Here is a 13,870-nt window from a genome sequence, read left to right as displayed (position 1 = left end):
CGTTTAGGGCGGCTCTGGAGGACGGCATCAGCACAAATTCTCGCAGAATGCTTGAGCCGTTTCAGGAGATTGAGAGATGACAAGGCATGTATCATTTCCGCAAATACAGCCCAGCATTTCGGGACGTCCGAGCTGATCGAGCAAAACACCGATCGTGTGGGCATTCCCGGGCATCGTTTTAATGATGACCAGATTTCCCGAGCGGGTGACCTGCAGGACGACATCCGAAATTTTCTCCTTCAAAATTTTTGAAGGGTTTAATGATAAAGAAGCGTTTGTGCGGTAGACGAGTTTTCCGTTTTCATCGATCTGTTTGACAAGGCACATCTCTTTCATATCCCTTGAAATGGTCGACTGGGAGGCCGAAATGCCGCGGCTCTTCAAAAGGCCGGTCAGCTGCTCCTGCGTTTCAACGGGATGTTCGAGAATGATCTGTTTAATGATCCATTGCCGTTTCTGTTTATCCATATTGGCGCCTCCTAAAAAAAGCAAGCACGTACATCTATTATTATAGGACGTTTTTTCGGTTATACATGGAAGCTATTTTACAGAAAATCAAATCTTTTATGGATGAGAAAGGGGGTTGATAGGCTGCCGAAATTCACTTATAATGCTTGGAGATGACAAATTGATAGAACGAAAGAAAAGGTGGTTTTCTAGGGTTCCGCAATGCCTAAAGCGTTGGTCTGGTCCGAGAGAAAACACATAACGATACATCGTTATGACACGGTGGGATAAAAGCCCAGGAGTTTTTGCTCGTTTCGAGCTCTCTCCTGGGTTTTTATTTTGATCATTTCATCATGGGAAAAGGAGCTGACAAATATGAAAAAGAAAGTCATTGATATCATCATGATTGTGATAGGCGCATTTTTCTTTGCGTTGGCTGTTAACTTGTTTGCGATACCGAACGATTTCGGAGAAGGGGGCGTTACAGGGGTCACCCTCATCTTGTATTACCTGTTTGAGTGGTCGCCGGGTGTGACCAACTTTATCCTGAACGGAATTCTCCTTATCATCGGCTATAGGTTTTTGGATAAAAAAACGACGATATACACGATCATCGCGGTAGTGGCGAATTCGTTTTTTCTGCACGTTACGGAAGGTTGGGCGATCCCCTCTCATGAACTGATCATCAGCGCGATTTTTGCCGGCGTATTTGCCGGCGTCGGAATCGGCATGATCATCCGCGTCGGGGGAACGACAGCCGGATCGGCGATCCTCGCGAGAATCGCCAATAAATACTTTGACTGGAATATCAGCTATGCTTTATTAATGATCGATTTGGTGGTCGTATTCAGTTCTTACTTCATCATCGGAGCCGAAAAGCTGATGTTTACGATCGTCATGCTTTACATTGCCACCAAGGTGATGGATTTCATCATTGAAGGGCTCAATACGAAAAAAGCGATTACGATTATTTCAGAGCGCAAAAACGACATCGCCGAACAAGTCAATACGCTGATGGACAGAGGCGTCACGGTCTTATCGGGCCGCGGCCATTATACGGGTGATTCGAAAGAGATTTTATATATCGTGATCAATAAGCAGGAGCTGTCCATGCTGAAAAAGATCATCAGAAGCACCGACAAAAAGGCTTTTGTCATCATTCACGATGTAAGGGATGTTTTTGGCGAGGGGTTTGTAGATATATCGAAATAGAAGGCTGCCGGATGTGAAGTGACCCCCAAAAGTTAGACAGCTTATTTTCTCAAGTAACATGACTGGCATGAATCCGGTATTGTACTGGGCTCATGCCTTTTAATTTTGCCTTGATCCGTTTGTGATTATAGTAATCGATATATGTTACGAGCTCTTGTTTAAAATGCTCGATGCTTTGAAATTCGTTGAAATGGATAAACTCTGATTTTAAAATACCAAAGAAACTTTCAATGACCGCGTTATCGTAACAGTTTCCCTTACGAGACATACTTTGAATAATATTTCGTTCCTTTAGGGCGTGGCGATACTGTTTCATTTGATAGTGCCAGCCCTGATCGGAGTGAATCAACAGATTTTCTTTATCTGTCAGCTGTTCAAATGATTTTTCCAACATCTCGGATACCAATGAATACGTTGGCCTGGATCCAATTGTATAAGCAATGATTTCGCCATTAAATAAATCAAGCATTGGCGATAAATAGAGCTTCTCCCCAAATAATTTAAATTCCGTGATATCTGTTACCCATTTCATCTTCGGCTTTTCCGCCTTGAAATTCCGCTCTAGCCTGTTTGGTGCCACCGTGCCGGTTTCTCCTTTATACGAACGGTATTTTTTCATCCGTACGAGACATTTCAACCCCAGTTCCTTCATGAGGCGATATATTTTTTTATGATTCATTTGATATCCCCGGTTTTTAAGCTCGTCGCGTATCCGGCGGTACCCGTAACGGCCTTTATGTTCATGATAAATCGATTGAATCAGTGTTTTTAATTTGGCATCTTTGTCTGGAAGACCGAAGGTTTTGACCCAGTAATAATACGTACTGCGTGGAATTCCAGCCAGTTTAAGCAGGGCTTTTACCGGAAATTCAGTCCTTAGTTCAAATACTACTTGGGCCTTTTCTTGTTTTGTAATTTTTCCTTGTTTTGAACTAAGGTATTCAACTTTTTTAAGTAGGCATTCTCCATTCGCAGACGTTCAATTTCAGCCTGCATGGCTTCCACTGATCCTTCTTGCGGTGTTTGTTTCTTCGTTCTTTTTTGATTTTTCTTTGTCATTGACGGCCGCCCCTTTTTCATCGGTTTTAGGGCATCGATTCCTCCGGTTTCGAACAGTTTCTGCCATTGAGCCACCGTAGAAGGTGCTTGAATATTGAAGATGGCGGCTGTTTCACGGATCGACGTCCCATTTTCGATCATATAGTGAAGTACCTTCAGTTTATCTTCTACAGAATAGGTTGTATAGAGTTTTTGAAACGCACTTTCTCCATGGTAATGGTATTTGCGAATCCATACCTGAAACACACCTGACGAAACACCGATCTCTCTGGCGATTGTTTTATGCCCTTCCCTACCCGCAAGATACCTTTTGACCGCTTGTATTTTTTCCTCAGCTGTAAATTTAGCCATAAAAAACTGCACCTCCGATTGTTAGATGGTGTCTAACAATTGGGGTGCAGTTCAGATGCCACCGGCAGCTTTTTTAGCAAAAGCGTTAAGTCACTTTACAGAATGGCGATTTTGAACAATGATGAAAAGAAGCATCGGAAAAATGGAAGCATCCTGAAATAAAAAGGAATTTTCGGTTTTGCATGCCGAAAAAGAAAAAATACGGTTGCTGATGTTAAGGAGGTCTATGATTGGTACAGGGGAAAAAACGGACAATTGAAGTGAAAAGCAAAATGTTTTTCAGGATTTGGCTTTTTCTTGGTTCATTTGGAATGGGAGCAGCGAGTCTGTGGGTATTCTATATGGGGATCACGTTTCAAACAAAATTTTATCTGTCAGCTATACCTCTAGGGCTAGTATGCAGCTTATTTTTCTTTGTATTATTTTTATCGGCTTTTCCCGCTTTCACGAAAAGAGGGAATGTCATCTTCCGCATCGAAGAAGGAGACTGCGGCCGCTGTTCACGGAGAAAAAATCGGTGGACATCAAAGATATTAATAGTATCAGAATGGACCGGCATCCCTACAGTCTGAAGGGCATTTTCTTCATGGATGTCCTGATCCAGACGCGAGGGAACGGATTGGTGAGGATTCCGACGTACAACATCCTGCCTGAGCCGGAGTTTTACAAAGCGGTCGAGCTTCACGTCCTCTCATATATGACGGAGGAAGCGCGGCGGGATTGGATCGGCCAGTTTACAGAAGCGCAGAGAAAGGCTTATCTGAATCAGTTTCATAAAAATGCGTAAAGAAAGCAGGAATCGGGCAATCCCTGATTTGACATCAGAAAGGCGTCTATTATTTGCTCAAATTAAAGTATAATGGATGCTCTTTGGTGAAAAAATTTGGATAAAAAATCAATGTTAAGTCTTTTTCATTCTTTTTTGTGACAAAAGCAATTTGGCCTGAATTTTTTTTGCCTGCCGCCAAGTCTCCCGGTTCAAATTGAGTTTTTAGCGTAACGGTGCTTGCGACGATCTTATGCACTTTTTCATCGCTGTTTTTTAATTCATAGTTTAGCGGGTTGACGGCTACCTGTTCATTGCTGCCGTTTTCCTGCGTGATATCGACGACGACAAGCTGTTCATCATGTTTTAATGATGAGCCCTTTGTTTGTCCGTCGGTTGCGAAATATTTGCCGCTGTGTACTTTGTTTACTTTTGAAACTGTGACCGTTTGCCCGTCGCTTGTGGCTTTTTCGCCGATTTTATACGTTTTTTGATCGTTTTGATCTTTTTTTGCCTTTTGTTCTTTATTTGCTTTTTGGTCTGTTTTCGTTTCTTCAGCCTTGTTTTTATGGTCAGCTTCTGTGCTGCTTGATTGTCCGCACGCTCCAAGGATCAATCCGAGAGACAGGAGAGCCGATAGCATGAGAAACCTTTTCATATTCGTTTCCTCCAGATTCATAAAAATACTATTCTGTATTATTCTAGTTATATTGTTTCGGTTTTCAAATAGGTCTATATACTTAAAATTGTCACAAAAGCCGTCCAAACATCCCGAAAATCTAAGTGGGATAAAGTAAAATAGATTGTTGTGAAACCTTTCTCGGAAGACATCCGTCATACTAAAGGCAGTGCAATGGCATCGGAAGCAAAATGATGGAAAAAGATTTTCCGTTTTTCCTATTCTGTGTTATTGTTAATCTAGTTTGCTTTGCATTGATGAACCGCATGCCGGATCAAAAACCGACTAAAATGTTAAAAGGTAGAGGTTATCATGAAAAAAATATTCTCACATAAGCTAAGCTTTTTCTTGTTAGCTGTTATTTTTGTATGGGCTAAAACCTATGCATCCTACTTATTGGAGTTTAATTTGGGCGTGAAGGGAAGCACGCAGCAGTTTCTACTGTTTATTAATCCATTAAGCTTTACCATCGTTTTTCTTGGTTTGGCTTTATTTGCAAAGGGGCGGCGCGCGGCAATATGGATGATTATCCTCGATGCCGTGATGACGTTTGTGTTATATGCGAACATTTTGTTCTACCGCTTCTTTGATGACTTTTTAACTTTTGCAAATCTGAAGCAGGCCGGAAACCTTGGCAACATGTCAGACGGCGTGTTTGCCATCATGTCTCCCCATGACTTCATCTATATCATTGACTTGGTCATTTTGATCGCATTATGCGTGAAAAGGCCTGAACTGAAGGCTTCCCAATTGAAGAAAAGATGGGCTGCTGCGATCGTTTTGGCGGGTGTTCTTCTGTTTTATATCAACCTGCAAATCGCTGAAAAAGACCGCCCTGAGCTTCTGACGAGAACATTTGACAGAAACTATATCGTAAAATATTTGGGGCCGTACAACTATACGATTTATGACGGCGTACAGGCTGCTCAGAACGCGACGCAAAAAGCATATGCCAGCAGCGATGATTTGACGAGCGTCATCAATTATACAAGCTCCCACTACGCGAAGCCGAATGACGAATACTTCGGTGTGGCGAAAGGAAAGAACATCATCAAGATCCATTTGGAAAGCTTCCAGTCGTTTTTGATCGACTACAAACTGAATGGAAAAGAAGTCACGCCGTTTTTGAATAAATTGGCGCATGGCGGAGATGACATGACGTACTTCGATAACTTTTTCCATCAGACCGGACAAGGCAAAACGGCCGATGCTGAGCTGATGATGGACAACAGTCTTTTCGGCCTTCCGGAAGGTACGGCTTTTGTGACGAAAGGGCAAAACACGTATCAGTCGCTGCCTGCGATTTTGAACCAGAAAGAAGGATATACGAGCGCCGTCCTGCACGGAGATTATAAGTCTTTCTGGAACAGGGATCAGGTATACAAGCAGATCGGCTATGACAAGTTCTTCGACGCCAGCTCTTATGACATGTCAGAAGACAACCTGGTCAACCTTGGGTTGAAAGATAAGCCGTTCTTTGAAGAATCCATTCCGATGCTGAAATCGCTGAAACAGCCGTTCTATGCGCACTTGCTCACACTGACGAACCACTATCCGTTCATCTTGGATAAAGAGGATGCAACGCTTGAAAGAGGCACGACAGGAGACGATACGGTTGACGGCTACTTCCAGACGGCGCGCTATCTAGACGAAGCGCTCGAACAGTTCTTCAAAGACTTGAAAAAAGAAGGATTATTCGACAATTCCGTAATCGTCATCTACGGCGACCACAACGGAATTTCCGAAAACCACAACCGGGCGATGAAAGAAGTATTAGGCAAAGAGATTACGCCTTATCAAAATGCAATGAACCAGCGCGTGCCGCTCATGATCCGCGTTCCTGGCAAAAAAGGCGGAGTCAACCATACGTATGGCGCTGAAACGGATGTCATGCCGACATTGCTCCACCTGCAAGGAATCGATAATAAGAACTATATCAACTTCGGTACGGATCTCTTTTCAAAAGACCATGACGAAACAGTCGCATTCAGAAACGGCAACTATGTAACGCCTAAATACACGATGATCGACTCGACGGTATACGATACGAAAACCGGCAAAGAATTAAAGCCGAACAAAGAAACCGAAAACCTGAAAAAACAGGTGGCTGAAAAGCTGAATCTGTCTGACCAGGTTCTTTATAAAGACTTGCTGCGATTCCATAAACTCTCGGATTTCACGCCTGTTGATCCGTCAAAATACCATTATGGAAAAGAAAAAACCAGCGAATAAATCAAAAACGCCTGATGCTCTTCAAGCCGTCAGGCGTTTTTATTTTTGCTTTTAAAAAGAGTACATTTTCCTATTCATCTCTGCTACTTTCAGACTTATAATTTAAATTATGGAAAAAGGCCTATGAATGAATTTTTTGGAATTTTCAAAAATGATCTTTTAGTCTCTCATATTGGATAATGAAGAGGTGACGGTTCAATGAGCTATTCAGATATGCTAGACCGCATACATGCGGCGATTTCGAGCCAATCAGCCGACCTGGAAGAAAAAATATCAAGGCTCAAACGGGCAAAAAGCAAAATCGAAACGGAACAGAACACGTCTTTGGAAGAAATTAAACAAATCAAAAAACCTGAACTCGATGCTTCATGGAAGGGAAACCGTTCGGAAAAGTTTAATGAAGCGAGAGATGACGCATACAACGAGATGGAAAACATTATAACGGACGATTATGAAGGTTACAAGGCGAGAATTCAGTCCAAGATCGTTATGCTGGAAATCGAGCAGGGGGCTTTATCCGCGGCGAGGGGACTCGCGCATACGGCGGACCAGCTGCTCTCCAAAGGAGAGGAAGCGCTCGAAGAATTGGGCAGCACCATCAGCGACCTGAAACGGCGCTTGTTCTAAGGCGATGGTGAACGTGAGGCAAGAAAATTTTAAAGAAAGGGCTTATGGCCGATGAAAATCTATGAAGCAAAAACTTTGATCTCCGCAATGAAAGAGCGCTCAACACAATATCAAGATTTAAAAGAGCAAATCGACGATTTAAAGAAGCAATTTCAGGGCGTCGTGAACCTGGGGGAAGATTTTCAGGGAGAAGGCGCTGACGCCATAAAAGATTTTTATCAGGCTCAGATTGATGTTGCGGACGCATGGATCGGCTTGATTGATAAGCAGATTGCCTTTTTCGGCGGTATCTCAGGCGCATCCGAAAATCTCGATCTTGCCGGGGATACCGTCGTCAATGTTGATTTTTTAGAAAATGACCTATCAAATGCCTATACGACATCTAAGTCAATCGTCTCTGAACAAAAAAAGGAGCTGCAAAAAATCTTCAATGAGATCGATGACATCATGACCCTTGAAACATTTTCCGCGGACGCTTTCGAAGAGCATCTTGATAAAGCGAAAAAAGAGCGCGAGGAAACGGTCAAAAAAGTCAATCAGTTTGACGAAGATTTAAAATCGGAGTACGCCTTATCGGAAACGGAAGAAAGCCTTGTTACCGGATTGTACGGTGCGCTTTTTACTGCCACACAGAAGGGAAAGGAAGCATCACCTCTCTACTTTGACGCCAAAGCTTATCACAATAGCGACGTCTATAAGCTAAAAGACGATGTAGAAAAAGGCACAGCCGAATATTTGAAGATTAAAAAAGAGCAGGAAGAAGCGCGGAGAATCGCGAAAGAACAGGAGAAGAAGGCAAACAGACCGTGGTATGCAAAAACGTGGGATACGGTATGCACCTTTACCGGTGAAGTCACGGGCTATTATGATTATAAGAGGGCGAAAGACGGCATCGATCCGGTAACGGGCGAGAAGCTCTCAGCGGCAGAGCGGGTCACCGCCGGCGCCATGGCAGCCGCCGGATTCATTCCCGTCGTCGGCTGGGCGGGCCGGGCATTTAAAGGCGGCAAAGCGATATATAAAACGGCGAAAGGCTTAAATGCCGCAGAACACGCTCTTGACGCCTATAAGTCGGCGAAATCGCTCGATTACCTGAAGAAAGCCGAATTCGGAATTTACGGGTTAACGGCAGCAAACGGTTTTGGAGAAGCGATCACGGGCCGAGACATGTTCGGAAACAAATTGACGGATGAACAGCGCAAGCAGAGCCTGTTCAATGCGTTCGCGATAACCGGCGTCGGAGCGGCTGCCCGTTATGCGGACAAACTGCCGGTCAAAAAAATTCCTTACAACGCCCACAGCAGCAAATGGATCAACGATAAGCTGAGCAGGGCAAGAAACGCTGTCGGCAAAGTGAAAAACAGCATCGGCCGCTTTGAAGTGCCTGTCGGCATCCGCGTCGAACAGCTTGCTACACATGCCGGGCCGGTGATGAACAGAATAGCCGTCGAGAAAAAGCCGCTCAGCGACTTGATGGCGTTTTCCGTGAAAGATGGCGGCAGACGGTCAAAACCTCACTGGGATCCGAAGCCTGACGGCATGTCGCAAAAAGATTACGTCGCTCACAACGGCAACAACTACAGCAAGGAAAAAAGAAGAGAATTATACGAGAAGCTGAATAAGAGCAACAGAAGCTACGTAAAAGAAAAAAGGGTGCCGCAGGACCATGAAACATTCCTCAGCGGAGACGACTTTAAACGAACGAAAATCAGGGTGAAGGGCGCCACGGTCTACGAAAAAGACGGTTTATATTATTACCGTGACACGCTTCACGTTGGGGAAGCCGCCCACGTTGAGGTATTTGACCACACAGGGAGAAAACATTTGGGAGAAGCCGATCCGATCAGCGGAGTTCTTGATGAAAGCAAAGCAGATGCAACCAAATCGATTTCCAAATTAATAAAATAGCCGTATTGAAAGGAAAAAACGATGAAATTACTTGAAATCACTCAATGCAATCTTGATAAAGATGTCTACTTTATGGAAGTGTTTCCGGGGAAAATCGTCATTAATGACGATTATGAAGGAATCATGGTGCTTGATGACCGTTTGAACGTCATCGAAAAGATCGGGTTGGAGGACATCGTCGTTGATGCGTCCTTTAAAAACGCGCTGACCGAGGAATTGGCCGTTTTCTTTCATGATGACAAGAGGCTGTTTTATTTCGATTTAAAGAGCATGGCACATAAGGTGTGCGATATAGAAGGAGACCTTCCCGTTCTGTCAAAATATCATGTTTGGGGCAGCGATGAGATTGTGTTCGTCACCTATGACGGAGAGTTTTACAGATACGGCACTAGAGACAATGCGTTCCATCGCATTGAACAGGCGTATGTAAAAGAGAAGTATGATTCATTCTATGCGTTTTGGGAGGAAACGAAGGATTTGCCGGTTGTCCGCTATGATGCAGAGAAATCGGAAATCATCGTCAATACAAGAAATAACCGATACTATGTTTACCAGTCTGGCCGGGATAAAATCTTTTTGACATCCGCTTATAAGCCGCATGATGTCGATTTTTCAGGCAATGCGGCGCTGTTCATACAAGAAAATATCATCGAACTGGCGGATCAAACAGAACGGATAACGATTGCGCCGGGAGGCCGGATGGCGTTTTTAAGAGGAGGATTTCTCGGCCGGGGAAAAATAGCCGTGCTATGCAGCCACAATGACGACCTTATCAGCCAAATTACGGTCTATCAGCTGACAGATTAACTTGGAGAGACCTCTCCAAGTTTTTTGTGCTTGTTCTAAACATTGCGCCGCCGCATAAGCTTGTATGTGAGAGCCCGATGGAGAGGAGCTGGGGCGGTTGACGACATTGCATTACTTTTTCAAACTGCATCCTTTGAAAATCCGGGAAGGATGGAAGGTGAAAGAAAACCATTTATATCAAAAGCCGATTCGGGAGGGCCGTCAAACATTATTTGTATTGGAAAATGAAGAGAATCATAAAATGATACAAGTCGAGAGTGCGGGAGATCTCCAGTATGCCGTCAAGATGTTTACTACCGATGAGAAGCCGGTCGCCGATATGCTTCAAATACCGTATGAACAGCTTGTTGAGAGATTGGAAGAGATGATATGGAAGGAAGGGGGCGAATCAGGCGGTCCCCGCAATCTTCTGCGGCTTCGGATTCCGGGCGGCTGGAAGGTTTCGCATCATGCCTTAACAGATACGAATCCCGGCGATTTAGATCCCGGGAGCGACGTGTGGCTGTCTGATTTCAAGCGGGATTTGCTTCAGCTTGAGCATGAGGAGGAGCAACTGCTCCTTGATGTGGAATGGTATCCGGAAAACGATCCTGCAGGCCATTATGCCGTTAAACTGATCAAAGACGGCGACTGGAAGCATCCTCTCGAAGAGATGCTGTGCATTCATCCGAAAGAGTTGGCTTATGAACTCGACTCTGTTTTAAAAAAAGCGGGGAAACGCAGTTGATCCTCGCTTTTATTTATGTTTGACAGGGTCAAAAGGCCGTTCTTAATTCAGGACTATTTATTCAATAAAATGTCATTTTCTTCTTGATAAGGGGTTCTAAATCACTTATGATAGATTCAGATATACATAAACGAAAGGGGTAATGGAAGGTGAAAAAGCTATTTGCTGCACTTTTGTCTTTAGGCCTCATCATCGGCTTTTCTTTTAGCGCCGGCGATGCGGCTGAAGCCAAAACAAAGGTAAAAACATATAAAAACTGCAAGGCGTTAAACAAGGTGTACAAAGGCGGCGTGGCCCGCTCAAAATCGGTCAAGAACAAAGGCGGAAAAACGAAGTACAAGCCGTATGTGTCAAAAGCGCTGTATGACGCCAATAAAAGGCTCGACCGCGATAAAGACAAAATTGCCTGTGAACGATAAGGGCATAAGATCTCCCGAACGGGAGATCTTTTTTTGAAAAAAATGAAAATTAAAACTGCTGCAACATAATCTTTACAGTATGAAGCTATACTGTGTTCCGAATCGCAAAGATAAAGGGGAGTGGAGATTGTGTCAGCAAGTTTAAAAAAAGTCGTGTTGTTTTTATTGATTGGTTTTACTCTCGGTTCATTGCTGCTCACGCCAAACGCACAGGCGGCGAAGCCTCACAAAGTGGATGTGATCGCACACAGGGGCGCTTCCGGATATGCGCCTGAAAACACGGTCGCGGCTTTTGACAAAGCGCGCAAAATGAAGGCCGACTATATCGAACTTGATGTTCAGATGTCCAAGGACGGGAAGCTCGTCGTCATCCATGACACAACGGTAAACCGCACGACAGACATCGATTCAGAGGCGCCGGTAAAAGTAAAGGATCTAACGCTTAAAGAGCTGCGCAAGCTTGATGCCGGCAGCTATTTCGGACCTCAGTTCACCGGTGAACGGATTCCGACGTTTGAGAAAGTGCTTGACCGCTATAAAGGAAAAATCGGGCTGCTGATTGAGCTGAAAGAGCCTGCCATTTATCCGGGGATCGAAGAAAAGGTGGCGGCCGCCCTGAAAAAACGGAAAATGGATAAACCGAAAAACGGCAAAGTGATTGTCCAATCGTTTGACTTTCAATCCGTCCGCCGCATCCACGAATTGCTCCCATCTGTGCTGACAGGGGTTTTAACGTCCCGTCCTTCCGATCTGACGGATGCCAAATTGAACGAGTTTGCCGGATATGCGAACTATGTCAACGCATATTTAGGGAATGTGGCTGCTGATCCGACGCTCGTAGGCCGCATTCACGCACTCGGCATGAAAATTACGCCGTGGACCGTGCGTTCCCGTGATGAGGTTCCTCCGCTTTTGCAAGCGGGAGTTGATGGCATAGTCACAGACTACCCGGATTATGTTCCGAAAAAAATACGTTAAACATAAGAAGCCTGCAGATCAGTCTGCAGGCTTATCTTTATCAATAAATCTGGGCCAGGATCAGCAGTGTGAGCGTAACGGTGATGGCGCCGCCGATCCTTGTCGACACCTGGGCAAACGGCATGAGCTCAAGCCGTTCCGCTGCGCTGAGGATGGCGATGTCGCCCGTACCGCCCTGGCCGGAATGGCAGGCATTGATGATCGCGATTTCGATCGGGTACATGTTCAGCCACTTTCCGGTGAAAAAGCCGACGGTCATCATCGTAACGACGACAGAGACAATCGTGATAATGTTGGCCACGTTAAATGCTGCGATCAGCTTGTCCCACGGTGTCATCGAAACCCCGATGGCAAATAGGAGCGGGTACGTAACCGCGGTTGAGAAAAAGCGCGACACGCTGAAGGCTCCGCTTTCAATATGGGCGGGCGCCAGGCGGAACAGCTTGATGGCGACGGCCAATAAGAGCATCATGACAGGTGCCGGAAAACCGAATAAGTCATGGGACAGCATGCCGACCAAATACAGCGTGACTGCCAATATGCCGCCTGCCGCGAAATTCGTAAGGTTAAAAACGCTTTCTTTTTCCTTATCGTGAGACTCAAGCGAAGAAACGTCCCCGTTTTCTGAACGGTCGACTTTTCCATTGCCCGTCCATTCCGGTTTTTTCTTCCCTATGACATTGAGCACGCCTGATAAAATGACAGCGGTTAAACTTCCGAACATAATTGATGGAAGTACCAGCGCAAAAGCATCTCCCTGTGGCATGTGCATAATTTCTGAATAGCCGATCGACAGAGGAATCGCGCCTTCACCGACTCCCCCGGCCATGATCGGAAGGACAATATAGAGCAGCGTATGCTGAAAACCGAGACCGAGCATTGTGCCGACCGCTAAGCCGACTGCTGCAGCGGCGATAGATCCGGCGATCAGCGGAATGAAAATTTTAAGAAATGCTCTGACAAGTGTTTCCCTTTTCATTCCTAAAATGCTTCCAACCACAATTGCAGAAATAAAAAGATAAAGAAAGTTTGAGTTTTCTGTAAACTCTGTAGTCGATTTTACAATATCGTCTGGAATCAAGTGGTAGTACACGATAGCCGAAGGAATAAACGTAGCGATGATCGCGGCTCCCCCGATGGATCGAACGACCGGAATCGATTTACCGATTTGCGCAAAGGTAAAGCCGAAAAAGCCCATGACGGCGATTGATGTCAAGATATCGCTTTTCAAATCGTGCATATATACAAACGTTACAATCAAAGCAAGAAGCAGCAGGTATACAGGAAGCGGAATAATGCCGATCGTGATGTTCATTGCTCTGGCGATAAAGTTATCATCTTTTTCCTTTATCGTTTGAAAAGGCAGGCTTTGCACCTCTGATCTTTGTTCCATATGATTTCCCCCGTTCTGTTAATAGTCCCCTTTGTTGATGTGTTATTTAACTAAATTAAGTATACTAAAAAAATCAAAATTCAGACAAGTGCGAAAGAAGACCTATCCCTATGTTCAGCAACTCTGGAGGCCGCCGGAGTTTTCGTCCGCGATCGTTCATTTTTCGAAAAGCCGCACCAAATATCGTTTTTGCTGAAAAATAATAGAATGCCGCCAAGCCGATTTTTCCCGAATTTCCGGTTATTTCAAAAAAAACGACACAAAA

Annotated in this window: 12 protein-coding genes, 1 pseudogene and 1 riboswitch; of the genes and pseudogenes, 9 read left to right on the top strand and 4 right to left on the bottom strand. The window is 44.7% G+C overall.

From position 1 onward, the window contains the following. Positions 1 to 27: 27 nt before the first annotated feature. A complete protein-coding gene (gene argR / locus MHB78_RS23220; protein ID WP_046130072.1) occupies positions 28 to 468 on the bottom strand; it encodes an arginine repressor in 441 nt (146 codons plus the stop codon). 177 nt (positions 469 to 645) lie between these two features. Further along, a riboswitch (guanidine-I (ykkC/yxkD leader) is annotated at positions 646 to 751 on the top strand. 71 nt (positions 752 to 822) lie between these two features. Here argR and MHB78_RS23215 point away from each other — a divergent pair. Then, complete coding sequence (locus MHB78_RS23215; RefSeq protein WP_046130073.1) at positions 823 to 1,659, top strand: YitT family protein; 837 nt, start codon at positions 823 to 825, stop codon at positions 1,657 to 1,659. A gap of 49 nt (positions 1,660 to 1,708) precedes the next feature. Here MHB78_RS23215 and MHB78_RS23210 read toward each other — a convergent pair. Then, a protein-coding gene (locus tag MHB78_RS23210; protein WP_099047013.1) for an IS3 family transposase occupies positions 1,709 to 3,069 on the bottom strand; the annotation gives its coding sequence in 2 pieces (ribosomal slippage) (positions 1,709 to 2,598 and positions 2,598 to 3,069; 1,362 coding nt in all). Positions 3,070 to 3,341: 272 nt separating this feature from the next. Here MHB78_RS23210 and MHB78_RS23205 point away from each other — a divergent pair. Further along, positions 3,342 to 3,856: pseudogene (locus MHB78_RS23205) on the top strand (YfjD family protein). A 49-nt stretch (positions 3,857 to 3,905) separates the two neighbouring features. Here MHB78_RS23205 and MHB78_RS23200 read toward each other — a convergent pair. Next, on the bottom strand, positions 3,906 to 4,493 hold the full coding sequence (locus MHB78_RS23200; RefSeq protein WP_046129345.1) for a DUF4352 domain-containing protein: 588 nt from the start codon (positions 4,491 to 4,493) through the stop codon (positions 3,906 to 3,908). A 333-nt stretch (positions 4,494 to 4,826) separates the two neighbouring features. Here MHB78_RS23200 and MHB78_RS23195 point away from each other — a divergent pair, with 333 nt between their 5' ends. The 7 genes from MHB78_RS23195 to MHB78_RS23165 all read left to right on the top strand — a co-directional run bounded on the left by MHB78_RS23195 (position 4,827) and on the right by MHB78_RS23165 (position 12,212). After that, positions 4,827 to 6,746 (top strand): LTA synthase family protein, encoded by a 1,920-nt coding sequence (locus MHB78_RS23195; RefSeq protein WP_046129346.1) that lies wholly within the window; start codon positions 4,827 to 4,829, stop codon positions 6,744 to 6,746. Between the two features lie 198 nt (positions 6,747 to 6,944). Next, positions 6,945 to 7,373 carry a DUF5082 family protein gene (locus MHB78_RS23190; protein WP_046129347.1) on the top strand — a complete coding sequence of 143 codons (429 nt, stop codon included), beginning with the start codon at positions 6,945 to 6,947 and terminating at the stop codon, positions 7,371 to 7,373. A gap of 51 nt (positions 7,374 to 7,424) precedes the next feature. Next, positions 7,425 to 9,281 (top strand): T7SS effector LXG polymorphic toxin, encoded by a 1,857-nt coding sequence (locus tag MHB78_RS23185; protein ID WP_046129348.1) that lies wholly within the window; start codon positions 7,425 to 7,427, stop codon positions 9,279 to 9,281. Between the two features lie 21 nt (positions 9,282 to 9,302). Next, positions 9,303 to 10,088, top strand: coding sequence for a hypothetical protein (locus tag MHB78_RS23180; RefSeq protein WP_046129349.1), 786 nt, complete (start codon positions 9,303 to 9,305; stop codon positions 10,086 to 10,088). A 97-nt stretch (positions 10,089 to 10,185) separates the two neighbouring features. Beyond that, complete coding sequence (locus tag MHB78_RS23175; protein WP_046129350.1) at positions 10,186 to 10,815, top strand: hypothetical protein; 630 nt, start codon at positions 10,186 to 10,188, stop codon at positions 10,813 to 10,815. Between the two features lie 149 nt (positions 10,816 to 10,964). Then, complete coding sequence (locus tag MHB78_RS23170) at positions 10,965 to 11,234, top strand: excalibur calcium-binding domain-containing protein (protein WP_046129351.1); 270 nt, start codon at positions 10,965 to 10,967, stop codon at positions 11,232 to 11,234. A gap of 129 nt (positions 11,235 to 11,363) precedes the next feature. Continuing rightward, positions 11,364 to 12,212 (top strand): glycerophosphodiester phosphodiesterase family protein, encoded by an 849-nt coding sequence (locus tag MHB78_RS23165; RefSeq protein WP_046129352.1) that lies wholly within the window; start codon positions 11,364 to 11,366, stop codon positions 12,210 to 12,212. A 40-nt stretch (positions 12,213 to 12,252) separates the two neighbouring features. Here MHB78_RS23165 and MHB78_RS23160 read toward each other — a convergent pair whose 3' ends face one another. Continuing rightward, a complete protein-coding gene (locus tag MHB78_RS23160) occupies positions 12,253 to 13,605 on the bottom strand; it encodes a 2-hydroxycarboxylate transporter family protein (protein WP_046129353.1) in 1,353 nt (450 codons plus the stop codon). Positions 13,606 to 13,870 lie beyond the last annotated feature (265 nt).

The sequence above is a fragment of the Bacillus sp. FSL K6-0138 genome, assembly GCF_037982765.1.
In the GTDB taxonomy this organism is placed as follows: Bacteria; Bacillota; Bacilli; order Bacillales; family Bacillaceae; genus Bacillus; species Bacillus glycinifermentans.
The sequence above is the reverse complement of the archived record's forward strand: the minus strand, read 5'-3'. Positions and strand labels throughout refer to the sequence as shown.

Coding starts and splice junctions, on each gene's coding strand:
- argR (WP_046130072.1), bottom strand. CDS start 468: ATGGATAAACAGAAACGGCAATGGATCATTAAACAGATCATTCTCGAA.
- MHB78_RS23160 (WP_046129353.1), bottom strand. CDS start 13,605: ATGGAACAAAGATCAGAGGTGCAAAGCCTGCCTTTTCAAACGATAAAG.
- MHB78_RS23180 (WP_046129349.1), top strand. CDS start 9,303: ATGAAATTACTTGAAATCACTCAATGCAATCTTGATAAAGATGTCTAC.
- MHB78_RS23215 (WP_046130073.1), top strand. CDS start 823: ATGAAAAAGAAAGTCATTGATATCATCATGATTGTGATAGGCGCATTT.
- MHB78_RS23190 (WP_046129347.1), top strand. CDS start 6,945: ATGAGCTATTCAGATATGCTAGACCGCATACATGCGGCGATTTCGAGC.
- MHB78_RS23185 (WP_046129348.1), top strand. CDS start 7,425: ATGAAAATCTATGAAGCAAAAACTTTGATCTCCGCAATGAAAGAGCGC.
- MHB78_RS23200 (WP_046129345.1), bottom strand. CDS start 4,493: ATGAAAAGGTTTCTCATGCTATCGGCTCTCCTGTCTCTCGGATTGATC.
- MHB78_RS23195 (WP_046129346.1), top strand. CDS start 4,827: ATGAAAAAAATATTCTCACATAAGCTAAGCTTTTTCTTGTTAGCTGTT.